Below are 25130 nucleotides of genomic sequence, written 5' to 3' on the forward strand. Positions count from 1 at the left end.
AGAACAAAAATGCAAAACGGCGAAGTGTGTCAGCGTAAAAAACTGTACAAGTCAGGGAAGATATTAGTTACAGCAAGTATTTTTGCTGTTATGGGTTTTGGTACTGCCATATCACAAGCAAACGCGAGCAGTAGTGACAATGACAGCAAAACACAAACTATTTCAAAAATAGTAAAAAGTAAAGTCGAACCGGCAACTGTTCAACCAGCGGAACCTGCGGAACCTACTCATAAAATAGTTGACCAAGCAGATATGCATACGGTCAACGGGCAAAACAGCGTGCCACCAGTAGTGACTAATCAATCCAATCAACAGGCTGCAAAACCAACTACACCTGTTACCGATGTCACAGATACGCATAAAATCGAAGTAAACAACGTCCCTGCTGATGTTATGCCAGCAAATGATCCAGATAAACAATCAGTGACTAATGCACCAGTAGTGTCGCCAAAGCATGATACGGACAAGCAGGACGATTCACTAGAAAAACAGCAAGTATTAGAACCGACCGTAAATAGTAATATACCAAAAAAGCAGACAAATCAACAGTTAGCGGTTGTTACAGCACCAACAAATTCAGCACCTCAAACCAAAACAACAGCAGAAATTTCTGCTGGCACGGAGTTAGACACGGTGCCTAATGTTAAGCATGTAGATGGCAAAGTTTATTTTTATGGAGATGATGGCCAACCAAAAAAGAACTTTACTACTATTATAGATGGTAAACCTTACTACTTTGATAAAGATACAGGGGCACTATCTAATAACGATAAGCAATATGTATCGGAATTATTCAGTATTGGCAATAAACATAACGCCGTCTATAACACATCATCAGAAAATTTTACGCAATTAGAAGGACATCTGACGGCAAGTAGTTGGTATCGTCCAAAAGATATTTTGAAAAATGGTAAACGTTGGGTACCTTCAACAGTGACTGATTTCAGACCATTATTGATGGCCTGGTGGCCGGATAAGAGTACGCAAGTCACTTATCTGAATTACATGAAAGATCAGGGCCTCTTGTCTGGTACTCATCACTTTTCCGATAATGAAAATATGCGGACCTTAACGGCAGCTGCCATGCAGGCACAGGTAAACATTGAGAAAAAAATTGGGCAACTTGGCAATACGGATTGGTTGAAAACGGCGATGACGCAATACATTGATGCCCAGCCCAATTGGAATATTGACAGTGAGGCGAAAGGAGATGATCATCTACAAGGTGGTGCACTGCTTTATACAAATAGTGATATGTCGCCAAAGGCCAATTCTGATTATCGTAAGCTGAGCCGTACGCCTAAAAATCAAAAAGGTCAAATTGCTGATAAATATAAGCAAGGTGGGTTTGAACTATTACTAGCAAACGATGTCGATAATTCTAATCCAGTTGTGCAAGCAGAACAACTTAATTGGTTACATTATATGATGAATATCGGTAGTATTTTACAAAATGATGACCAAGCTAATTTTGATGGTTACCGTGTTGATGCTGTCGATAATGTGGACGCTGACTTACTACAGATTGCTGGTGAATATGCTAAGGCTGCCTATGGTGTTGACAAAAATGACGCGAGAGCGAATCAACATTTATCAATTTTGGAAGACTGGGGAGATGAAGATCCAGACTATGTCAAAGCACATGGCAACCAGCAAATTACAATGGATTTCCCCTTGCATTTAGCGATTAAATACGCGCTCAACATGCCTAATGATAAACGGAGTGGCCTTGAGCCAACCCGTGAACACAGTTTAGTCAAACGAATTACAGATGATAAAGAAAATGTTGCACAACCAAATTATTCATTTATTCGAGCTCATGACAGTGAAGTACAAACGATTATTGCTGATATTATTAAAGATAAAATCAACCCGGCCTCAACAGGGCTAGATTCAACAGTGACTTTGGATCAAATTAAGCAGGCTTTTGACATCTATAATGCTGATGAATTGAAAGCAGATAAAGTTTACACACCTTACAATATTCCAGCTTCATACGCTTTGTTATTGACTAATAAAGACACAATTCCACGTGTTTATTATGGTGATATGTTCACGGATTGATGGTCAATACATGGCTAAACAATCACCTTACTATCAAGCCATTGATGCGTTGTTGAAAGCTCGTATCAAGTATGCTGCTGGTGGTCAAACCATGAAAATGAACTATTTTCCAGATGAACAATCTGTTATGACATCAGTTCGTTATGGTAAGGGTGCAATGACGGCAAGTGACTCTGGTAACCAAGAGACACGCTATCAAGGTATTGGACTTGTTGTCAACAATCGCCCAGATTTGAAACTATCTGACAAAGATGAAGTCAAAATGGATATGGGTGCGGCACATAAAAACCAAGATTATCGCCCAGTTTTGTTGACGACAAAATCAGGATTAAAAGTCTACAGCACTGATGCAAATGCACCTGTCGTTCGAACTGACGCCAATGGCCAATTAACTTTTAAGGCAGACATGGTATATGGTGTAAACGACCCACAAGTGTCAGGGTACATTGCGGCTTGGGTACCAGTAGGGGCTTCAGAAAATCAAGATGCTCGAACGAAAAGTGAAACAACGCAGTCAACTGACGGGAGTGTTTATCATTCTAATGCAGCGTTAGATTCGCAAGTCATTTATGAAGGCTTTTCAAATTTTCAAGACTTTCCAACAACACCCGATGAGTTTACGAACATTAAAATTGCTCAAAATGTTAACTTATTTAAGGATTGGGGTATTACTAGCTTTGAAATGGCGCCACAATATCGCGCCAGCTCAGATAAAAGTTTCTTAGATGCTATCGTACAAAATGGTTATGCATTTACAGATCGATATGATATTGGTTACAACACACCAACAAAGTATGGGACAGCAGATAATTTGTTAGATGCTTTACGTGCATTGCATGGTCAGGGGATTCAAGCGATTAACGACTGGGTACCAGATCAAATTTATAATCTACCCGATGAACAGTTAGTCACGGCTATTCGAACAGACGGTTCAGGTGATCATACTTATGGTTCAGTTATTGACCATACTTTGTATGCATCAAAGACAGTTGGCGGGGGCATTTATCAGCAACAATATGGTGGGGCCTTCTTGGATCAATTAAAAACACAGTACCCGCAACTTTTCCAGCAAAAACAGATTTCCACAGATCAGCCAATGAACCCAGATATTCAAATTAAGTCATGGGAAGCCAAGTATTTCAACGGTTCGAACATTCAGGGGCGTGGGGCTTGGTATGTTTTGAAGGACTGGGGCACACAACAGTATTTTAATGTGTCAGATGCGCAGACCTTCCTTCCAAAGCAATTATTGGGTGAAAAGGCCAAAACTGGTTTTGTTACGCGTGGTAAGGAGACTTCATTCTATTCCACTAGTGGCTATCAAGCAAAATCTGCCTTTATTTGTGATAACGGTAATTGGTACTACTTTGATGACAAAGGGAAAATGGTTGTTGGAAACCAAGTTATCAATGGCATCAATTATTACTTTTTACCAAATGGTATCGAATTACAAGATGCCTATCTAGTACATGATGGTATGTACTATTATTATAATAATATTGGCAAGCAACTGCACAACACATATTACCAAGATAAACAAAAAAATTTCCATTACTTCTTTGAAGATGGGCACATGGCACAGGGTATTGTCACCATCATTCAAAGTGATGGCACCCCAGTCACACAGTACTTTGATGAAAATGGTAAGCAACAAAAAGGCGTGGCGGTCAAAGGATTAGATGGTCATTTACATTACTTTGACGGTGCGTCAGGGAATATGCTCTTTAAATCATGGGGTAGACTAGCAGATGGCTCTTGGCTATATGTAGACGAGAAAGGTAATGCGGTTACAGGCAAACAAACCATTAATAATCAAACGGTTTACTTTAATGATGATGGTCGTCAAATCAAAAATAACTTTAAAGAATTAGCAGATGGTTCTTGGATTTATCTTAACAATAAAGGTGTTGCAGTAACAGGAGAGCAAATAATTAATGGGCAGACACTTTATTTTGGTAACGATGGTCGTCAATTTAAAGGGACAACACATATAAATGCTACTGGTGAAAGCCGTTACTATGACCCAGACTCAGGTAATATGATAACTGATCGTTTTGAACGTGTTGGTGATAATCAATGGGCTTATTTTGGTTATGATGGTGTTGCAGTAACAGGGGACCGAATCATTAAAGGGCAAAAACTCTATTTCAACCAAAATGGTATCCAAATGAAAGGCCACTTACGTCTTGAAAATGGTATCATGCGTTATTACGACGCTGATACTGGCGAATTAGTTCGTAATCGATTTGTATTGCTATCTGATGGTTCATGGGTTTACTTTGGCCAAGATGGCGTACCCGTAACTGGCGTGCAAGTGATTAATGGCCAAACATTATATTTTGACGCAGATGGTAGGCAAGTCAAAGGGCAGCAACGTGTAATCGGCAATCAACGCTATTGGATGGATAAAGACAATGGTGAAATGAAAAAAATAACATACTAGAATGATTAAAAAATAACCTCACAGGCGTTGGTTGCCTGCAAGGTTATTTTTTAATGTTGAAATTGCCATGTTTTTTGTTGCCAAGCAGCTTCCCAAAAGTGCCATTCCATTTCTAAACTGCATAAAAATGTTTGTGCAACATGCTCTTTTTGTTCATTATTTAGAGTCGTTACTGCTCGGTTTAGCGCTTCAAAACGCCAAATATTGTAATCAGGTGTATCTGAATTTTTTTGTGGTGCATAAAGTTCAATCCACTCTTTCAAGGGGTTTTGCTCTCGATTAGCGCCACGTGAAACGAGTTGTTCACCAATGACCGCATAACTCCAAACACATGGTAGCAAAACAGCGATGGCATCCGCATAAGTACCGTGATATGCAGATGCATACATATGATCAGTATAGCGTTTTGTTTCTGGTTCACGTTGCCAATTTTCTATGTGGTGACCAGTGATGCCAAGCATGACTTCATGTGCTTGTGACTCATTTTGAACAAAGGCAGCGGTCGCTAAAAGATTGGTAATATCTTCGGCATTCGTTGTTTTTGTAATAGCTAATGAAGTGACCTGCAAATAATCTTTTAAATAGTGTTCATCTTGTTCAACATAATAATTTAAAACGTTGTGAGGCACCTGACCATTGGCGATAGCTTCGACAAATGGGTGGCTCATAATCGCGCTCATCATAGGTTGCGCACGTTCTAAAAGTGTTTCTGAAAAAGACATGTTTTTTCTCCTTAATACCAACCTGGGAATAATAGTAGCTGAAACATAAGTAAGATAATCGCGGCAATAACCCAATCACGTAATTTGATTTTTACAACTGCCAGATGTGTTCTGGTTGCCCCCTCTGTGAAGCCATGGCTAACCATACCTTCTGCTAAATTTTGAGACCAACGAATCGCAGCTAAAATGGCTTTGAAATATAACTGTGGTGCCCAAATATGAAGTGTTTGGCCACGCATTTGTGCTGCTACGCGTATAGTTTTAACTTGTTGATTCACTGCTGGCATGAAGTTCAAGACGCCAACAAGGGCATAAACAAATGTCGCGCTTAAATGTGCGCGTTGCTCAAGTGTCGCCAGGAAAATATCACGTTCATCATTGAGTTTTAATGTGAATAAACCACCAAGCCATAAGTAAGCAAAAACACGAGATAACATGATCCATGCCATATGAACATGATCACCGGTACCAAAATACATCAGTGAGAACCATGATCCCAGGCCAGGCAAAATTGGAAGTAACAATAGCCAAAGCCATTGTTGCCAACGCAATTTAAGGACAGTATAAATGAGAGCACTAACGATAATAATTACCAAATTAACAGTGACGCTTTTAATAAAAGTTAGTTCCAACGCAATCAACATAATAACACCAAATTTCATTAGTGGATTCATGAGGCATCCCCCTGAAATGTTAAGTGTTGTTGCTCGAATTCGAGATGATAGTCAAACCAATCCGTTACAGCATGCAGTTGATGACTAATCATGATAACAGTCTGTGATTGTTTATCGGTTACTTCGGCAATTAAGTCTAATAGTTGTTTTTGTGATTCAGCATCTAGTCCGGCCAGCGGTTCGTCAAATAATAACACTGGGGTACCTGTAATTAGCATCAACAAAACTTGCAGCTTTTTTTGTTGTCCACCAGATAGTTGATAAACAATATGGTCGCGAACATGTGTGAGATTTAAGCGTTGCAAGGTGGAAGTAATGACATCATCTGACCATTGTTTGGCGAAATGACTGGTAGCTTGCGCTTGTTTGAGTTCTTCTGCCATTGTCATTGCAATAAATTGTTGTTCAGCATTTTGAAAGATCAGGGCAACCTGACGTACATGCTGTGCAATACGGCGTTTAGCAATGTCTTGGCCTTGGTAGCTGATTTTACCACCATAAGGGTAAAGTTTGACTAACGCGGAAAAAAGAGTCGATTTACCTACACCATTTGGTCCAGTAATCAGGGTGCGTTTAGCTGTAGGAAAAGACAAACTTGTCTCATTTAGTAGTAGTCTGTCACCATTTGATAGGGAGACTTGTTTGAGATCTAAATCACCAGGCTGGGCTGCCGGTAATTTTGTATGAATTTCAGGGGCAATAGGTAACTGCGATAAAATATGATGGCTTTCTTCGGCATTTGCTACATGGAGTTGGCCATCAGACATCACAAAAATATCGTCAATGACATCAGCATAACCACTCCAATCATGATCAGCAATCAGAATGGTTTTACCTTGTTTTTGATAATCCTTAATTAAATGAATGAGCTGTAACCGTGATTGAGGGTCTACATTAGCAAAGGGTTCATCGAGTAATAGATAATCGCTGTCTGCTGCTAAGATAGCTGCTAAGGCTACCTTTTGTTTTTCACCACCAGATAATGTCATGAGGTCATGCGTGATAAATTCTTTCATACCGACACGTGCAAGTGATTGCGTAATAAGATTAGGTATTATTTGAGGAGAACGCTGTAAATTTTCCAGACTGAAACGCAATTCTTCAAATGGTGTTTTCATCACGAACTGGCGGGTTGGGTTTTGGAAAAGATAACCAATATGGTCAACGCGTTGATAAGGGACGATATCATGAATCGCATAGTTGTCAAGTGTTAGTTCTCCTGTCAGTTTACCACCACTAAATGTTGGATAAAGACCAGCAATTAATTTAAGTAGTGTTGATTTGCCGCTACCACTAGGTCCAACTAGCAAATTGAGACTACCAGGTCGCAACGTCATCGAGACGTTTTCGAGTACGGTGGTGTCTTGATAAGCAAAACTGACCTGTTTGACAACCAGATTAGCCACGATGCAAGACACCTGATTTTTCAATTAATTTTTGAATAGCAACAACTAGTACACCGCCAAAGAAAAACAATGAAATGAACCGTGTAATAAATAGGGCCACCAACAAACCAACATGATATGAAGCATAGCCATCACGGAATAATGACCAAATAAAAGTGATAATTGTACCAGTAATTGCTGAGGCGAAAATACCTCGCCAATGCCAATCTTTATAAGCTAAAGCGGCAAATCCGGCTTCACTACCCACACCTTGAACCAAGCCTGAGAGCAATGTTGCAACCCCCCATTGACCACCAAGCAACATTTCGACTGCTGAGGCAAAGAGCTCGCCTAATACACCAGCGCCAGCCTGACGAATTAATATGCTGGCTAGTGGCGCGGCCATCATCCAACCCCCGATTAATAAATCGTTAGCAAATGGGGCTAATCCCATGGGTGTCAAAGCAGCTGCTAGTATATTATAAACAGGGCCGAGGACCCAAAAGATAAAGCCAATAAACACCGCAACAAAAGCGAGCAGTAAGACATCGCGTAGCGCCCAATGGTGTTGTTTAGATTCTGAAACAGTTTGCATAATTGTTATGCCTCCATAAAATTTTTTGTAGTTTCTATTTTATGTCTGGCAAAGTGCAGTTATTGTGTGCTGATGCTTGAATTTTAGCAAATAAAAAACGCCTGGCAATTAGATGAGCCATGCGTTTGCTAAAATACACACTAAAGCGCAATGCTCCCTTCGCTGGTGCTAACCAGAGCAGGTTCAATGGGTGTTTCTCAGCCAAATGGCACCCCAGATTGTTAAATATAAAACTACACGTTAAACTTAACATAAATTGTGTAGATATGCAATTATTTTCATGAAAACGACCAGTATATTGACTTGACATTGCCTGATATAATATAAGTAACGAGGTAAATGATGGTTGAATATCAGTATGAAGTTGGTGTTATTGGCGCTGGTCCAGCAGGACTTGCAGCCGCTTTTGCCGCAAAAGCTTTGGGTAAAAAAGTGGTCATTTTAGAGCAATACTTATGGGGTGGAACCTGCCCAAATTACGGCTGTGATCCTAAGAAAATTTTGCTTGCAGCAGTTGAGAATATTAAAAGACAAAAAGCCTTACAAACGCGAGGTTTGCATGGCTATTCACAAATTAATTGGTCTGATTTAATGGCTCACAAACAGCGTTATGTTGATGCTGTGCAACCGCGTAAAATTCGTGGTTTGGATCAAGCAGGTATTGCGCGCTTTTATGGTCATGCCAGCTTTATCAATGAAGATACTGTTCGTGTCGGAGATTCTAAGGATACAATTAGAGCAAGTGATTGGGTTATTGCAACGGGTCAGCGACCGCAGACATTAAATTTTCCGGGATCAGGCTATACACAAAATTCAGAAGATTTTTTGAACATGCCAAATATGCCAGAAGACGTGACATTTATTGGGGCTGGTTTTGTGGGCTTTGAATTTGCAACAATTACGAATACGGTTGGTGCACACACGCGTATTGTTACTGAGGGGCAAACTGCTTTGCGGGCATTTGATCAGATATTGGTACAACAATTGATGACAGAGATGCAGGAAACAGGGATTGAATGGTATTTTAATGCTACTGTGTGCCGCATTGATAAGACTTTAACTGGTCGCTTGGTCGTTAAACTAACCAACGGAACAACATTTGAAACAGACCGTGTGTTTGTTACGGCTGGACGTATTGGCAATTTTGATCAGATGAATTTGGCCGCAGCTGGTGTGGCTTGTCAGGTGGCCGATTTGCCTGTTGATGAGCACTTACGTACCAGTAATTCCCATGTTTATGCTGTCGGGGATGTTGGCGGCTCACCAGTACCAAAACTTGTCCCAACGGGTAACTATGAAGGACGTTATGTGGCACAAGTGATTGCCGGAAAAACGAACGCGCCAATAAGTTATCCAACAACACCAATTGTCGTATTTGGATCACAGCACATCGCCCAAACGGGCTTAACGGTTGCCGCCGGTCGAACAGCAGGTTATCGTGTGATAGATATGGATATGAGCGATGTGATTACTTTTTTCCGTTACCATGATCAAGTGCGTGTACGTGTGGTATTGGACCACAATGACTGCATTGTCGGCGCGAGCGTCATTGCAGCTGAAGCAGAAGAAGTGATTAATTATTTTGTGACAGCGATTAATGAACGGCGTACATTAGCGGAAACACAGGCAAATTTGTATGCTTATCCATCTTTGGGTTCGGAATTTGCAACATTTTATTAACCTTGCATCTAAAAATGGGCCGACATTTAATGGCAAAAAGCATAACATGACTTTGTTCTGTCAATCAATTGTTACTATACGCGTTTTTAAACCAAAAAAAACAGTCCGAAGACTGTTTAGAAATTGCCCCTGTTGGATTCGAACCAACGCATAGTGGCACCAGAAGCCACCGCCTTACCGCTTGGCCAAGGGGCAATTACTCTATATATTTTACAGGGTCTCCTACCATTTTGCAAGTAGAAATTTGTCTTTGTCAAAAATAAGATTTTTCGTTATACTTAGGAAACAGACTAAGGGGGATACCATGCAGTACGCAACCTATGAAAATACCGTTGAGAAGCTAGAGCGTCATCACATTACAATTCGTGCCATTGCCGACATTGCTTACAATAGCGAAAAAGCTTATCTGCCGAATTTATCTATTGAGCAAGTGGAAGAAGCTGTTATCAGTATTTTGCATAAACGTGTTGTACAACACCAAGTCTGGGTAGCCTTAGAACTTGATCGTTTAGCAGAAGCACATTTACTCGAGTCGCCATTGCAAGATCTTGTTGAAAGCGATGATTCTTTGTTTGGTGTGGATGAAACACTAGCCACTGCTATTGCTATGTCTTACGATACCATTGGGGTAACGAATTATGGCTATATCGATAAATTAAAAATTGGTTTGGTGGGTGAACTTGACCGCAAAGGGAAAACCACCTCAGCTGTAACAACTTTTGCAGACGATATTGTTGGTGCTTTAGCTGCAGCTGCAGCATCTAAAGTTGCTCATAAATACCCAACTGGTATTTTGGACTCAGATAAAATTAATTAAAAACGCGTTGACGTTTTTTTTTATTGCCTTGATTTGCATAATCGGTCTATACCAATTATAATGAGTATAGACACAAGGAGGAGAGGTGCTCAAATGTCTACGTTAATAAACATGTTGTGGTGTGCGGTGTGTTAGTAACTAGACTACCTCGCAGATAATTATGGCAAAGTTACTGAAAAATATTGATTTATATACGGGTTATCAACATATAGCAGATGCCTATGTGCGTTTCACGGATGTTATACAAGATGTTGGCTATATGGTAGATTTTTCAGAGCAAGCAGATGATGAGCTAATTGCGGAGGCAACAGGACGATTGGTTGTCCCAGGATTTATTGATGTCCACAAACATGGTGGCTATGGTTTAGATACGATGGATGGTGATCCAGATAAATTAAATAACATGGTTAATTTGATGGTTACTGAAGGGATTACATCATTATTTCCCACAACAATCACGCAATCGCCCGAGAACATTGAGCGCGCACTTGTCACAATTAATCAGGTTGCAAAAAAAAATCCTGTGATTCAGGGCATTCATTTGGAAGGACCGTTTATTAATAAAGTCTTTATGGGCGCACAACCAGAAGAATACATTATTAATCCGAATACGGCTTTACTTAAAAAGTGGTATGCTTTATCAGGTGAACGCATTCGGCTAGTGACCTATGCACCAGAAAATGGCGGCATTCCTGATTTTGAAGCATTTATGTTGGCACATCGTATTGTTCCTTCTATTGGACATTCTAATGCTACACGCGCACAATTGTGCCATTCACGAGCAACGCATATCACGCATCTGTATAATGCCCAACGGCCATTACATCATCGTGAGCCAGGTGTCACCGGGCATGGTATGATAGAAGAAGCAATTACTGGTGAGCTAATTGCTGATGGTTTCCATATTACCCCTGACATGTTGGAGTTGGCTTTTCGCTTGAAGGGTGCGCAACGACTTGAATTAATCACTGATTCAATGCGTGCTGAAGGTTTAGGTGATGGTATCTCAGAACTTGGTGGTCAAAAAGTCACCGTAAAGGATAAACAAGCACGTCTAGATAATGGTCATTTAGCTGGGTCAGTCCTAGCTTATGATGATGCCTTCCGTAATATTCAAACGATGACTTCAGCCAGTATTCAAGACGCGGTGCAGATGAGTTCTGTTAACCAGGCACTTGAATTTGGATTAACACAAAAAGGGCATCTCGCGATTGGTAAAGATGCTGATTTCAATTTATTTAATAAGAAGGATATGCGATTACAGGCGACTTACTCAATGGGTCGCCGCTTTGCAAGGGAATAATGATGACAAAATCCGCCACACCACGTTATATTCAAATTCACAATCAAATAAAAGCGCGAATTGAAGCCGGCGAATGGCAGTCCGAAAAACGGCTGCCGGCTGAACGTGAGTTGGCGGAAACATTTGGCGTATCACGAATGACGCTAAGACAAGCTATTCAAACACTGGTAGATGAAGGCATACTTGAACGTAAAGTTGGTTCTGGGACTTATGTTGCCGAGCAGAAAGTAGCCGAGCGTGCTTTAGGGATGACTAGTTTTACGGAATTGATGTCAGCGACTGGACGTGTAGCAAAAACACAAACAATCAGTTATAAAATGACTTCACCCTCGGCCTCAGAAATGGCACAACTGGATTTATCAGAAAATGATGAAGTGTTGGTCATGGAACGCTTGAGAATGGGGGATAACGAACCAATTTTGCTGGAACGGGCAACGGTGCCCGCAACACTTGTGCATGGCTTTTCGCGCCATGATCTAACGGAGTCGTTGTATCATACTTTAGCAAAAGCGGGTATCAAACCAGGCCGAGCTGAGCAGACGATATCAGCCAGCCTAGCCAATGAACGTTTATCGGAATTATTACAAATTAAGCGCGGGGATGCTATTTTAAGTGTACGTCAAGTGTCATTTGACCAAAATGACCGTCCCTTTGAATATGTGAGATCGTATTATGTTGGTGAACGATTTGAGTTTAAATTAGCACGTTAAAAAAGCCTTGGTTATACACCAAGGCTTTTTATTTATGACTGAGCTTTTTAGCTAGGAAATCCCCAACTAATTGGACAATTAAGACAAAAATCAATACAAGAATTGTTGCTACCCATGTCGTATCTGAAGCAAAGCGATTATAGCCATACGAGATAGCCATATTTCCAAGCCCACCGGCACCAATTGCGCCAGCCATAGCGGTTAAACCAATTAAGCTGATTAGTGTTACAGTTGACACACGAATAATTTCTGAACGACCTTCGCGTAAATAAACACCAAATACAATATCCCAAAATGAGGCGCCAACTGCTTGTGCAGCTTCGACAATGCCGCCATCTACTTCAGCTAATGCTACTTGTACTTGACGTGCATAAAAGGGAAAGACACCCAATGATAAAGGTACTAATGCAGCAGTTGTACCAATTTGTGTACCGACAATTAGTTTCGTGAAAGGTGCGATAGCAGCCAGCAAAATAATGAATGGCACGGCACGGAATATTGAAACGACTTTATCAAAGAGCCAGAATAGAGCCCGATTTGGGGCGATACCATTTGGTGCAGTAATAACCAAGCCAATACCAAAAATCAAGCCCAGCAAACCGCCAAATAATGCAGACCAAAAGGTCATGAATAATGTTTGTGTAATAGCAGTTAGCCAACCGGTATCGCCGGTCCAACCTTGATAAACGACGTTAGGAAATGTTTGTGTAAACCATTGGCTCATAGTGTTGAACCTCCTTTAAGAACTTCTACTTCGACATGATGATCAGCTAGTGTTGATATGGCTGATTTGACTTGTTCTGCATGACCAGAAAGTACAACCAGTAAAGACCCTACCGGCGTATCCTGCAAAATTTCAATATTACCATATAAAATATTGGCCGTGACATTGAAATCGCGGAATAATCCAGTAATTAGTGGTTCGTCTGTCGTATCACCCACGTAGGATAAGCGAACAAAGACCTCGTCTGACTTTAAGTTTTGAACGAGTGGTTGGAAAGAAATTGTCTCGATAGCTTTATCAATATTAGTTGCTGTTTCGATAAATTCCTTAGTCAGTTGTTCAGTTGGTTGTGCAAAAATTTCTAGTAGTGAACCGCGTTCTATAATTTCACCATTTTGCATCACGGCAACTTTGTTGGCAATTTCTTTTACTGCCTGCATTTCGTGTGTGATTAAGACAATCGTTAGACCAAGTTCTACGTTTAATTTTTTCAAAAGTGCAAGAATTTGGTTGGTTGTCTTCGGGTCAAGAGCTGAAGTGGCTTCGTCTGAAATCAGTATTTCCGGATCATTAGCCAATGCCCGCGCAATGGCAACGCGCTGTTTTTGTCCACCCGATAGTTGTGAGGGATATTGTTCAGCACGGTCTGTTAAATCGACTAAGGCAAGTAATTCTTTAACTTTTGCGTCTTTTTGTGCTTGGGACAACGAACTGTGTTGTAGGGCGAAGGCAACGTTTTCGGTAACGGTACGTTCGTTTAGTAAATTAAAGTGCTGAAAAATCATACCAATTTTACGGCGACGATTGCGTAAATCTTTTGCTGAAATATGTGTTTTAGCCCCTGCTTCTGTATCAGCTTTGAAAAATGTTTCGTCGTTAACAACAACAGAACCGCTAGTTGGCTCTTGTAACAAATTGATAACGCGAACAAGAGTTGATTTACCGGCACCCGAATAACCAACGATACCATAAACATCCCCACGTTCGATGTGAACAGAAACATTTTTTACCGCGTTGATTGTTCGTTTTTTTTGGTGAAAGGTAACATTAATATTATCTAGTGCAATAATTGGTTGGCTCATAGAGTTACTCCCTTAGTGATTTATGATTTTATGTTTTGACTCATTGTAGCTGTTAATAAGCGCTTTGATGACATCAATATGCTCGTTATAGTCCGATAAACGAACATTTTCATTTGGCGCGTGATCATATGTTTGCGCATAACCAATGCCTAAACTGGCAATTGGTGCTTGCAGCGCATCGTGAATAATGGCCATTGGTCCAGTCCCAGGGGAGGTTGGCATCACACTTGGTTCAGCATGGTAGTATTGTCTGGCAACATTAATCACGCGTGCAATTTCTGGGTGAGACATGTCGCTTCGGTAACCCGGCTGTCCCAATGTCATAGTCAATGTGATATCTGGAAAACCTTGCGAGACTAGGTGATTATTGATATGTTGAATCGTTGACTCTGGGGACATATTTGGCACTAGTCGTGATTCCAATTTAGCATGAGCTTGCGCTGGTAAAACTGTTTTGACGCCTTTACCATTATAACCCGAGATTAAGCCTTCAATGCTAATTGTTGGTTGAAAGTACAAGATTTCTTTAAAATCAGCATCATAGCGATTAGTATATAGTGGTGCGTTCAGGCTGTATTTCTCAATGAGAGATTCAGGTGTAATTGGTAGCGCAGCGACTAAATCTTTTTCACGCTGATTAGGCGGCAACACGTCGTCAAAAAAATGTGGAACGATAATGCGACCGTGTTTATCGAACAGTGTCGCAATGGCTTGCGACAAGCGTATTGCTGCGGAATCGACAACGCCTGCTAACGAAGAGTGTAAGTCAGTATTAGCTGTTGTGACAGCTAAGTCAAAAGTGACGATGCCTTTATTACCACCAAAAATTTCAAGTACACCGTCATCGTTTTTACCACCGGATTCCCAAATAACTAAGTCAGCAGTTAAACCTTGCGTATGCTTAATCAGGTATTCTTGTAAGTAACGAGAGGCCGTTTCCTCTGAACCTTCAACAATAAAAACAATGTTAACTGGTAATGTCTCATGTTCATCGATATATTCTGCAACAGCAGCCATCCGTGCAGTGAGATTACCCTTATCATCGTCGACACCACGGCCAAATAATTTATCATCATGTGATGTCAATGACCATGGATCAGTTTGCCATAATGCCAGTTGCTCGGCGGGTTGCACATCATAATGATTATATATCACGATAGTTTGCGCATCTGGATGGGGACTGTGTAATTGGGCCATGATGAATGGTGCAAAGTAAGTGTCATCATAAATGACTTCAGCGCCGAGTAATCTAAAAGCATCAGCGATACAAGTTGCTGCCTCTGGTAGATGCGATTGTTGCGCCGAAACACTAGGAATAGCGATTAATGTTTTTAAAAGATTGAGATAATGATCACGAATAGACACTGGCTTCCCCCTTTTTTGTGATGAAGTTATGTACCTGCAAACTTAGTTTGCAGATGAGTGGGACTATTTTTTATAATCCCAAACAGTGATTTCAGCTGAACCATAATATTTCTTAACAAGCGCCTTTGTTTTATCAGTTTGTAGTGATTTCACAACATCCTTATAAATTTGCTTATCTTTATCTTTCTTATTGGCAGCGATGAAGTTAAAGTATTGCTCTGAATCTTTGTTTAAACGTTCAATGTAGATAGCTGTGTCAATATTTAACTTGGCAGATTTAGCAAAGTTTGTGTTAACTACGGCAGCACCAACCTTTGGATCTTTTAATGATGAGGGTGTTTGTGAGCCATCGACGGGCGTAATTTTAAGATTCTTAGGGTTGTCAATAATATCTTTAGGCGTAGCTTTGTCAGTCTCTTTAATCTTAATTAAACCGGCATCTGCTAATAAGTGAATGCCACGATTTTCGTTGGTAGGATCATTAGCAACTGTGATTTGCTCGCCATCTTTAATATCTGAAACATGTTGATACTTATCTGAATAAATGCGCAATGGTGTTGTCCATGTGTCACCAATCGATACAATGTCTGTCTTATATTGTGCATTCCAGTTTGCTAGATAAGGGTAATTTTGGAATGCATTTAAATCAATATCACCAGCAGATAGCGCTTTATTGGGCTGAAGGTAATCTGTAAATTTCTTTGTTTTTAAAGTAATACCATATTTATCTTTGGCTGTTTTAATGACAGATTTCCAAATTTCGTCTTCATTTTTGTCACCAGCCATCACACCAATTGTGACAGTTTTGTTCGCTTTTTGACTACCGTGACCACCAAAACTAAAATAAGCAGCAACAGCAATCACAACGACGATGATACCGCCAATTAACCAATTCTTTTTACGCATAAATAAACTCCTTTTCTATTCAGCTTATTGCTTACTATCCCAAGCGGGTAATTCTGCACCATCGTATACTTTTTTAATCACATCTTTTGTTGTTTGAGTTTGATAAGCTTTGACAACATTTTTTAGTACTTGTTTATCTTTATCCTTGTCATTTGCAGCAATAATGTTAACCCACTGATGAGAATCCTTATTGATTGGTTCTACAAAGATAGCCTTTTTATAATCAAGTCCAGCAGTGTCGGCGTAGGTACCATTCACCACAGCACCTTGTACATCAGATAGTGTTCGTGCAGTTTGGTCAGCGGCTAACTCTTTAATTTTAAGTGATTTAGGATTTTTGGTGATATCCTTCACGGTAGCTGTTTTTAAGCCGGCTTTTAGATCAATTAGTCCCGCAGCCTTTAAGACGTAGAGTGAACGGCTTTCATTGGTAGCGTCATTTGGTACAGCAATGGTATCACCCGCTTTGAAATCTGATACTTTTTGATAAGTGTTTGAGTAAAGTCGAATAGGGGAGATAACAGTATCACCGATCGCAACAATCTTATTGCCGGTTGCTTTGTTAGAGGCATCTAAGAAAGCATAATGCTGAAAGGCGTTGATATCTACTTCACCATCAGACAAGGCCTTGTTAGGCTGATTATAATCTGAGAATTGTTTGAATTTAAGTGTGATGCCGTATTTATCTTTAGCTGTTTTAGAAACTGAATCCCAAATAGACATGTCTTGCTTGGATCCAGACATAATACCAACTTTAACCACTTTACCATCAGTTTGGTTTGACGCTGGTTTACCAAAACTCAGGTATCCGATGGCGCCAATAGCAATGATGGCAGCGCCACCAATCAGCCAGTTTTTTGTTTTACTCATAATTGATTCTCCCAATAATATATTCATTTTAGAGATAGGCTAAGCAGCAGCAGTTAAACGAAAAAAAGCCGCTTCTGTATACCTAAATACAGAAGCGGCTAAATAGCGCGTTACCATTCTGAGTTGTCAGTTATTATTACTAATAACTTGCTCACTAACCATCGAGCATTGGGAGATGACCCTAGCTGAATGGTGTGCCCAGTAACGAGGGCCAAACCGTTGTCAACTAAATGGTAAACCAATTCGTCAACACCAATCACAGGTCATTTTCGCAATCGCACGCATGCTAATTTTCATCAACCATTAGCTTTCTGATTTTTGCTTAATTGCTACTTTTCTGCTCTACTTGTTTATCTCTAAAATCGTTAAACCTAATAATACATATCTCGATTATGTTTGTCAACTATTTTATTTCGTATTGTCAAAAATAAGGAGAAAAATACCAGTTAAAATAGCAGTCGAACCAAATAGTGTGTATTGTCCAAACCAAGGGACAAATAGTGTAGAAAGCAAGGCGCCAAAGAAGAACGCTAAAATAATTAGTGTAAATAGTCCAGCATTTCTCAAAGCAGCATGATCCTTGGTGTAAATAAAAGTCATGAGGTTTGCACCAACGTTACGCAGATTACCTGTTGACATCACACTTGTGAAAGGTAACCCTTGCACTTTAGGAAAAGCATCTAGTTGAATCGCTAGAAAAAAGGAAAGCAAAGTGATATATGTGGTACTACTGATATGATGTGATAATATCACAACTAAAATGATACCGATGGTTTCAACGAGGATACTGTGTTGTTGTGTCGATAACTGCTTAGGTTTGAAACGGTGCTTAATAATACCATTGAAAGCTGCGCCCAAAAGAAAAAATAAGATAGGCAAAATGAAGTTGACCGCACCTGTGTAATTGCCCTTGGCAAGCACGATGCCAGCCTGAATGATATTGCCTGTTTGCAAACTGGCGAAACGTTCACCATGAAATTGAAACGTGTAAGCGTCGACAAACCCAGAATTAGTGGCTAACAGTAGTGCAATCGGGAGGCGCTCGTGAATGGGGTGGTTAATCGTGTTTTCTGACATAATTTTGTGGACAGCAGCGCCGGTGTGATTCTTTTGGCCTGTGTCGATTCTCCGATAAAATTTACTTTTCTATTTTACGCTATTTTATGTGATACGTGGTGAAAACAATTGAAAATAGCATCATTAGAAACGGAAAAAACTTATTTTAGTCATCATATTTGTTATAATATGAGCAATGAGGAGAGCTAATGAAAAAAATAATCACAATTATCTTAACTATGATAACGACGTTTGTGATTGGCATCGGCATGGCGCAAGCCGATTATCAAATTACAAAATATCAACAGCACATCACAATTAATGAGGATGGTAGTGCTTTGATTGAAAAAGAGGTTCATTATCATTTTGATAAGCAGATGAATGGTATTTATCTTAATGAAACGTTAAAGGGGGCTGCTGACCAGAAACGCAACTACACTTGGGGCGGATTAAAAGCTATTACTATATCTGACAATGGTGGACCTTTTAAATCTGTTCCGCCAATGGAAAAATCAGCAGTCATAGGCTACGTAGAAACGCAGCATCAGGACGAGGTGCAAGAAAAAGTTTACTATCCGATAAAAGCTGATAAACAATTAGTTGTCAAGTACCTTTACCAAATCAACAATCTTGTCGTTAATTGGGATGATGTATCAGAATTAAATTGGTTAGTGATTACTAACTGGGATGTGGCGTTACATGATGTTAAAGTGACCATGTCATTACCTCATCAACCCAGTCAAACTCTGAAAGCTTGGGTACACAATGATCAAGGAATACAAGGACGTGTAGCTATCAATAAGGACAAGTCACAGCTGACTGTTACCACAGATGAAGTTGCACGCCATAAACGATTAGAATTAAGAAGTTATTTTGACAAAATGCAGACACCGCGTAATCAGAACAGCCAATCCGGTCAACGCGCTAAAGTAATTTCAAATCAGGAAGCAGCAAAAACGATCAAAGCCTATCGCGCTTTGCAACGTGTTAAACTATTCGGATTAGTGGTATTGCCAATGGTAACGTTATTATTACTACTTGCCATGCTAGGGTTTATGTATCATGTGAGACGAGCCATTAAGCAGGGAAAGCAAGCCAGCGGTGCCAGTCAACCGCCTGTGCATGTTTACGATATTCCTAATGACTTGGGACCAGCAATTATTAATGCGCGTATTGATTATAAGGCTGATGTGTCAAAAGTGATTGTGGCAACATTATTAGATTTGGTCGCTAAGCATAAAATTACAATAGCATACACGCAAGTCACTGATGTTTCGCATGCGGTTTACAAAGTAATCAATGAAGATGGTTTGCAAAATTATGAGCGGACATTTATTCGCATGATTTTTGGTCCATCGCGTGATAATGTGTTTCAATCTGAGTTTAAGCGACAAGATTCGGCTGTTTCTGACAGAATTCGGAAAGGTGTTGGCTTGTTCACGCAACAAATACGCAACCATGATGAGACAAAGGCGCTAATCAACCAAAAGCGCACAGATTATTATAATAATTTGAAAATCAGTCTCAATGGATTGATTGGTTTTAGTGGCTTTATTATTTTTATCGCCAATATACTAATGGCCAATTATAGTGGTATTTGGCAAATATGGTTAGCTGCAGTGTTTGAACTGATTATAAGTATTGCCATGTTTGGTATCGTTTATTATCAAAATACAACAGTATATAGTGTGCCCGATGGTTTTTCAGAAAAATGGGCATGGGACGGCTTTCGCTTGATGTTACATGATATTGCTAATTTGAAAGATAAAACAGTATTGGATGTGCAATTGTGGGATAAGTTACTGGCATATGCTGTGATATTTGGCGAAGCTAAAAAGGTGTCCCAAACTTTGAAATTATGGGCACAAGATGAAAACGTCGTTGTCCCTAATTTGCCACTCTATATGGTATACAGTAGTTTTGGTGTCGACTGGGCTGATAATTTAGCCCAGAATATCCAAACAAATAGTGCCTTTGAGAGTAACGTTTCTGGTGATGGGGGTAGTTTCTCTGGTGGTGGATTTTCAGGCGGTGGCGGCGGTGGCGGCGGTGCTTTTTAGCTGTGACACGGGGTTCAGCTTGCGTAGTTCACATGATTTTGATAAAATTAAAGTATAATTAAATCATTCCTGAGGGAGTAACTGGCGGATTTTCCGCGATAATACCGTCAAAGCAAGTAATTTCAAAGAGATTACTTATATCGAACACTATGTTCCGGTACTATCTGAAACGGTGAGACTCATGTAAAAACCAGACGTTGTTCGTTGGGTTATTTACATGAGTCTTTTTGTTTCTTGTGAGACACAGGGTGATGAGCGCAAAATGCGTGGGAGGAAAATATATGCCAAATCGGCCATTGTATAATCAGGATGCGACGGAGATATTATCTGATTTAAAGACAGATCGTCATCATGGGTTGAGTCAAGACGCGGCAACAGCGTTGCTAGAGAAAAATGGCTATAATCAGCTTAAAGAGGCAGCCTCAACGAGTTTATTGCAAAAATTCATTAATCAGTTTAAAGATTTTATGATTGCAATTTTGTTAGTTGCAGCTGTCGTTGCAGCTTTCACTGGTGAACTAGTTGATGCTATTTTTATTTTGGCCATTGTCATCATTAATGCCGTTTTTGGTGTTTTTCAGGAAGCCAAAGCGGAAGATGCTATTAACGCACTAAAAGAAATGTCAACACCCAACGCCAATGTTATTCGTGATGGGAAGGAAATGTCCGTGAAATCAACAGCGCTAGTTGTTGGTGATATTATTCGGTTAGAGGCTGGTGATATTGTACCAGCCGATTTGCGGTTAATTGAATCTGCTTCATTACAGATTGAAGAAGCCTCGCTAACTGGGGAATCTGTTCCGGTGAATAAAGTGTCTGATACCCTAACAGATAAAGATTTGCCATTAGGTGATCGTACTAATTTAGCTTTTATGAATACTAACGTGACTTACGGTCGTGCCGTCGGCGTTGTCATTGGGACGGGGATGCAGACTGAAATTGGTCATATTGCTGGAATGCTGGAGGCTGCAGACGAAACGAAGACACCTTTGCAAGAAAACTTAATACGACTAGGTCGTGTTTTGACATATCTGATATTAATTATTGCTGCGGTCACCTTTGTTGTTGGTCTCGCAAGAGGCAGGGAAACAATTATCGACATGTTGTTGACATCAATTTCCTTAGCTGTTGCGGCTATTCCCGAAGGATTACCTGCAATTGTCACGATTACATTGGCGCTAGGGACAACACGAATGGCTGCACGGCAAGCCTTAATTAGAAAATTACCAGCAGTAGAAACACTAGGTTCAACTGATATTATTGGTTCTGACAAGACTGGTACCTTAACCCAAAATAAGATGACAGTCGAAAAAGTTGTGGTCAATGCTGAAATTCAAGATGCAGCTACTACGGAAGAACTGAGTGGTACTTACGCACGTTTGGCTGATATTTTAGCGTTAAACAACGATACTAAGCGTACAGAGAATGGTTATGTAGGTGATCCAACAGAAACGGCCCTAATTGCTTTTAACGAAAACCATCACCGTGACATTGATACATTATTTTCAGAAATGCCACGTGTTGCTGAAATTCCCTTTGATTCTGAACGCAAGCTGATGTCAACAGTACATCCAGCACCTAATGGGTACATTGTTACCGTGAAGGGGGCACCAGATGAATTGCTTAAACGCGCCACACAGATTGAAATGCACGGTGATGTCGTACCATTGACAGATGAAATCCGGACAAAGTTGTCTGATATTAACTCGGAATTAGCAACACAAGCATTGCGTGTTTTGGCCTTTGCTTATAAATTGTCTGATACTGTGCCACCAAATATGACTTCTGATGCTGTGGAAAACAATTTGATTTTTACTGGTTTTGTTGGCATGATTGACCCAGAACGACCAGAAGTGGCGCAAGCGGTATTAGAGGCCAAGGCAGCCGGTATTCGTCCAATGATGATTACTGGTGATCATCGTGATACGGCAGCAGCCATAGCTATTCGTCTGGGCATTTTGAATGAAGCAGATAAGGCGACTGCGGTGATTTCAGGCTCAGAGCTAGATGCTATGACAGATGAAGCATTTGCTGCAAATGTGCATAAATATAATGTTTATGCGCGTGTGGCACCAGAACATAAAGTAAAAATTGTGACGGCTTGGCAGAAGAAGGGTAAAGTTGTTGCCATGACAGGCGACGGTGTCAACGATGCACCCGCTTTAAAAGCTGCTGATATAGGTATAGCTATGGGCATTACAGGTACTGAAGTGTCTAAAGGTGCTTCAGATATGGTTTTGGCTGATGACAATTTTGCGACAATTGTTCACGCCGTTGAAGAAGGTCGTAAGGTGTTTGCGAATATTCAAAAGTCATTACAATATTTGCTTGCTTCCAACTTAGCTGAAGTCATTTCAATTTTTGTGATGACACTATTAGGCTGGAATATTTTAGCACCAATTATGATTCTATGGATTAATTTAGTAACGGATACGCTACCAGCTATTGCCTTAGGTATTGAACCAGCGCAAAAAGATGCCATGTCACGTCAACCGCGTGGCCGCAGTGCAAGCTTCTTATCTGGTGGTGTTGGGGCAGCCATTATTTGGCAAGGTATTTTACAAGCTGTGATAGTATTAAGTGTTTATGGTTTCGCACTTGCCTATCCGGTACATGCTGCTGAATTTGAAGCTCATCGTGATGCGTTAACCATGTCATTTATGACGTTAGGTTTGATGCAAATGTTTAACGCCATCAACGTTAAATCGGTTTATGGTTCAATGTTTGGCCCCCAAGCTTTCAAAAATAAACTATTTAACTGGGCACTCTTGGGCTCGTTAATTGTGATGGCAGCAGTTGTTGTTATCCCGCCGTTAAACCCAATTTTCCATGTATCACATCTAGATGGCTATCAGTGGGCGATTGTATTAGTTGCAGGAATCAGTATCATTATTATTGTTGAACTGGTAAAATTAGTACAGCGAAAATTTTTTAAAAAAGGATAAAAACATTGGCAAAATTTAACCCTAAGCAAGCACAAATCTATATTCAAACACTTCAAAGTGTATTAACAAATACAGAAGACACGGCAACGCGCGTCACACCGTTCTTTACAAAATTAGATGATGCGAAAGCGGCAGACAAAATTTCAGAGATTCCTGCAGCTGAATTTGCAGAAATTAAAGCTGAATTTGAAGACGCTGTTGCCAGCTATCAAAGCAATGCGCAACAATTAGCCAAAGCATCAGCACCGGTGCGCCTTCTTGGCGTCCATAAGACATTGTCAGCTGCTTACACAAAGTACGCAGAGGCGACGCAGTTGATGTCTGAGGCTGTTATTGTTGCGGGACAAGCAGTTGATAACGACAAATATGCAAAGTCTGAAGCTGATCAAGCAGTGTATCTTGAAAAAATACATGCAGCGGTTGGCAAGATTATGAACAGTGCTAGCATGTCAAGATAATAAAAAAACGTTTACCCATTGGCGGTAAACGTTTTTTTATTTGGCATCATCTGGATCAACACCATAAATTTCAATGTGAAAACCGGTAATATTTAAACCACTTGCTTGTCTAGCAGCCTCAAACAGTGGTTTAACATCAAAATTATCAGCATCAATAATTTCATTGGTGCGACTATTAATAATATGGTAATGTGGTTCACCATAAAAATCATAATGTCGTTTGCCATCTTTTTGGGTATCAATGACAATGACAATCCCGACATCTACCAATTTTTCGAGTGTATTGTAAATTGTAGCAAGACTAATAGTGGTCAAGTCCGCATGAATCATTTCAGCTGTTGGATGCGTTTCGTGAGTCATTAGATAGTCCAAAATGGTCAGTCGCTGAGATGTTGCTTTTAAACCGTGATTTTGTAAAATATCACGTAATAATGGTTCTGTCATGAGCTAGCCTCCTATTAGTCTCTAAAAATATTATAGCACGTAAAATAGAATGTTTCTAATTAACTTGATTTATAATGATAAATTTGGTATAAATAGATTAGAATAATTCTAAAGAGGGAAATGATGGATAAGCAAAGTTTAATGCAACGCAATAACTTAATTCGTGCAGGCGTTATGGGTGCCAATGATGGCATTTTATCAGTTTCAGGTATTGTTTTGGGGGTGGCTGGGGCTACAAGTAACACAGGAACTATTTTGCTGGCGGGTTTTGCTGGTATGTTAGCTGGTACAGTATCAATGGCGATGGGGGAATATGTCTCAGTTAGTTCGCAGCATGATGCCCAGGAAAAAGTTCGGCGTGTACAGACCGAAGCACTAAAATCACAATATGATACTGAATTTACATTTGTTAAAGATAAATATGTGGCAGAAGGCATTTCGTCACATTTAGCACATCAGGCTGCCGAAGAAATGATGAGCAAAGATCCACTAACAACCACCGTACGTGAACGATATGGCTTTTCACTTGATCACGAATTGAGTGCTGGGGGTGCGGCATTAGCATCCCTGATTAGTTTTCCAATTGGTTCTATTTTACCGATGTTAGCCATTTCTGTGATGCCAAGAAGTATGCGCGAAATTGCTACCTTTATTGCCGTAGTCATTGCTTTGGCCTTAACAGGTTATGCAGCAGCCGCTTTAAATGGGGCCAACAAACAAAAAGCTGTGATGCGAAACATTATTGCCGGTGTATTTACGATGATTGTAACTTATGTCATCGGCTCGTTATTTAGATGAAAGGGGTGTGCTAAGCTATTATGTTTTTA

Annotated in this window: 19 protein-coding genes, 1 tRNA gene, 1 pseudogene and 1 riboswitch; of the genes and pseudogenes, 9 read left to right on the forward strand and 12 right to left on the reverse strand. The window is 40.2% G+C overall.

Annotated features, from left to right (window positions below; translation table 11 throughout):
• Nucleotides 1-9 precede the first annotated feature (9 nt).
• Nucleotides 10-4507: pseudogene (locus C5L21_RS02935) on the forward strand (glycoside hydrolase family 70 protein).
• 50 nt (nucleotides 4508-4557) lie between these two features.
• Here the strand turns inward: C5L21_RS02935 and tenA are convergent.
• The 4 genes from tenA to C5L21_RS02955 are packed head-to-tail and all read right to left on the reverse strand — an operon-like array spanning nucleotide 4558 to nucleotide 7883.
• Nucleotides 4558-5229 (reverse strand): thiaminase II, encoded by a 672-nt coding sequence (gene tenA, locus C5L21_RS02940; protein WP_085699643.1) that lies wholly within the window; start codon nucleotides 5227-5229, stop codon nucleotides 4558-4560.
• An 11-nt stretch (nucleotides 5230-5240) separates the two neighbouring features.
• Nucleotides 5241-5903, reverse strand: a complete 663-nt coding sequence (locus tag C5L21_RS02945; protein WP_004901408.1) for an energy-coupling factor transporter transmembrane component T family protein — start codon at nucleotides 5901-5903, stop codon at nucleotides 5241-5243.
• Entirely contained in the window at nucleotides 5900-7309 is a 1410-nt protein-coding gene (locus tag C5L21_RS02950) for an ABC transporter ATP-binding protein (RefSeq protein ID WP_085699645.1), read from the reverse strand. Before C5L21_RS02950 ends, C5L21_RS02945 begins: the two co-directional genes overlap by 4 nt.
• Entirely contained in the window at nucleotides 7302-7883 is a 582-nt protein-coding gene (locus C5L21_RS02955) for an ECF transporter S component (RefSeq protein WP_004901403.1), read from the reverse strand. The genes C5L21_RS02950 and C5L21_RS02955 overlap by 8 nt, the downstream gene beginning before the upstream one ends.
• A 136-nt stretch (nucleotides 7884-8019) precedes the next feature.
• Nucleotides 8020-8109: riboswitch (TPP riboswitch) on the reverse strand.
• Nucleotides 8110-8225: 116 nt separating this feature from the next.
• On the opposite strand from C5L21_RS02955, the gene C5L21_RS02960 reads away from it, so the two are divergent.
• Nucleotides 8226-9563: a dihydrolipoyl dehydrogenase family protein gene (locus tag C5L21_RS02960; protein ID WP_133286084.1), complete on the forward strand. Its 1338-nt coding sequence runs from the start codon at nucleotides 8226-8228 to the stop codon at nucleotides 9561-9563.
• A 123-nt stretch (nucleotides 9564-9686) separates the two neighbouring features.
• Here C5L21_RS02960 and C5L21_RS02965 read toward each other — a convergent pair.
• Nucleotides 9687-9758: transfer RNA gene (locus tag C5L21_RS02965), tRNA-Gln, on the reverse strand.
• 109 nt (nucleotides 9759-9867) lie between these two features.
• On the opposite strand from C5L21_RS02965, the gene C5L21_RS02970 reads away from it, so the two are divergent.
• From C5L21_RS02970 to C5L21_RS02980, 3 genes are all read left to right on the forward strand, one after another.
• A complete protein-coding gene (locus tag C5L21_RS02970) occupies nucleotides 9868-10380 on the forward strand; it encodes a phosphatidylglycerophosphatase A family protein (protein ID WP_004901399.1) in 513 nt (170 codons plus the stop codon).
• A 160-nt stretch (nucleotides 10381-10540) separates the two neighbouring features.
• Nucleotides 10541-11683 carry an N-acetylglucosamine-6-phosphate deacetylase gene (nagA, locus tag C5L21_RS02975; RefSeq protein ID WP_085699649.1) on the forward strand — a complete coding sequence of 381 codons (1143 nt, stop codon included), beginning with the start codon at nucleotides 10541-10543 and terminating at the stop codon, nucleotides 11681-11683.
• Nucleotides 11684-11685: 2 nt separating this feature from the next.
• Nucleotides 11686-12393, forward strand: coding sequence for a GntR family transcriptional regulator (locus C5L21_RS02980; RefSeq protein WP_085699651.1), 708 nt, complete (start codon nucleotides 11686-11688; stop codon nucleotides 12391-12393).
• Nucleotides 12394-12421: 28 nt separating this feature from the next.
• Here C5L21_RS02980 and C5L21_RS02985 read toward each other — a convergent pair whose 3' ends face one another.
• The 6 genes from C5L21_RS02985 to C5L21_RS03010 all read right to left on the reverse strand — a co-directional run bounded on the left by C5L21_RS02985 (nucleotide 12422) and on the right by C5L21_RS03010 (nucleotide 18417).
• Nucleotides 12422-13117: a methionine ABC transporter permease gene (locus C5L21_RS02985; protein WP_004905337.1), complete on the reverse strand. Its 696-nt coding sequence runs from the start codon at nucleotides 13115-13117 to the stop codon at nucleotides 12422-12424.
• A complete protein-coding gene (locus tag C5L21_RS02990) occupies nucleotides 13114-14199 on the reverse strand; it encodes a methionine ABC transporter ATP-binding protein (protein WP_133286014.1) in 1086 nt (361 codons plus the stop codon). Before C5L21_RS02990 ends, C5L21_RS02985 begins: the two co-directional genes overlap by 4 nt.
• Nucleotides 14200-14211: 12 nt before the next feature.
• Nucleotides 14212-15564 (reverse strand): M20/M25/M40 family metallo-hydrolase, encoded by a 1353-nt coding sequence (locus C5L21_RS02995; protein WP_133286015.1) that lies wholly within the window; start codon nucleotides 15562-15564, stop codon nucleotides 14212-14214.
• Nucleotides 15565-15627: 63 nt separating this feature from the next.
• Complete coding sequence (locus C5L21_RS03000) at nucleotides 15628-16470, reverse strand: MetQ/NlpA family ABC transporter substrate-binding protein (protein ID WP_004901382.1); 843 nt, start codon at nucleotides 16468-16470, stop codon at nucleotides 15628-15630.
• Between the two features lie 24 nt (nucleotides 16471-16494).
• Nucleotides 16495-17340 (reverse strand): MetQ/NlpA family ABC transporter substrate-binding protein, encoded by an 846-nt coding sequence (locus tag C5L21_RS03005; protein WP_004905335.1) that lies wholly within the window; start codon nucleotides 17338-17340, stop codon nucleotides 16495-16497.
• 408 nt (nucleotides 17341-17748) lie between these two features.
• On the reverse strand, nucleotides 17749-18417 hold the full coding sequence (locus tag C5L21_RS03010; RefSeq protein WP_004906641.1) for a YoaK family protein: 669 nt from the start codon (nucleotides 18415-18417) through the stop codon (nucleotides 17749-17751).
• Nucleotides 18418-18605: 188 nt separating this feature from the next.
• Between C5L21_RS03010 and C5L21_RS03015 the strand changes: the two genes are divergently transcribed.
• The 3 genes from C5L21_RS03015 (at nucleotide 18606) to C5L21_RS03025 (ending at nucleotide 23859) form a co-directional block, all read left to right on the forward strand.
• Nucleotides 18606-20456, forward strand: coding sequence for a DUF2207 domain-containing protein (locus C5L21_RS03015; protein ID WP_133286016.1), 1851 nt, complete (start codon nucleotides 18606-18608; stop codon nucleotides 20454-20456).
• A gap of 281 nt (nucleotides 20457-20737) precedes the next feature.
• The gene (locus tag C5L21_RS03020) at nucleotides 20738-23401 is read left to right on the forward strand and encodes a cation-translocating P-type ATPase (RefSeq protein WP_100666214.1); all 2664 of its coding nucleotides are present in this window, start codon (nucleotides 20738-20740) and stop codon (nucleotides 23399-23401) included.
• 5 nt (nucleotides 23402-23406) lie between these two features.
• Nucleotides 23407-23859 (forward strand): hypothetical protein, encoded by a 453-nt coding sequence (locus tag C5L21_RS03025; RefSeq protein WP_024046988.1) that lies wholly within the window; start codon nucleotides 23407-23409, stop codon nucleotides 23857-23859.
• A gap of 36 nt (nucleotides 23860-23895) precedes the next feature.
• Here the strand turns inward: C5L21_RS03025 and C5L21_RS03030 are convergent, their stop codons facing one another.
• Nucleotides 23896-24303, reverse strand: a complete 408-nt coding sequence (locus C5L21_RS03030) for a Fur family transcriptional regulator (RefSeq protein ID WP_004904825.1) — start codon at nucleotides 24301-24303, stop codon at nucleotides 23896-23898.
• A 123-nt stretch (nucleotides 24304-24426) separates the two neighbouring features.
• On the opposite strand from C5L21_RS03030, the gene C5L21_RS03035 reads away from it, so the two are divergent.
• Nucleotides 24427-25101 (forward strand): VIT1/CCC1 transporter family protein, encoded by a 675-nt coding sequence (locus C5L21_RS03035; RefSeq protein WP_004902611.1) that lies wholly within the window; start codon nucleotides 24427-24429, stop codon nucleotides 25099-25101.
• Nucleotides 25102-25130: the final 29 nt, after the last annotated feature.

Source organism: Leuconostoc citreum (assembly GCF_004354555.1).
GTDB lineage: Bacteria > Bacillota > Bacilli > Lactobacillales > Lactobacillaceae > Leuconostoc > Leuconostoc citreum.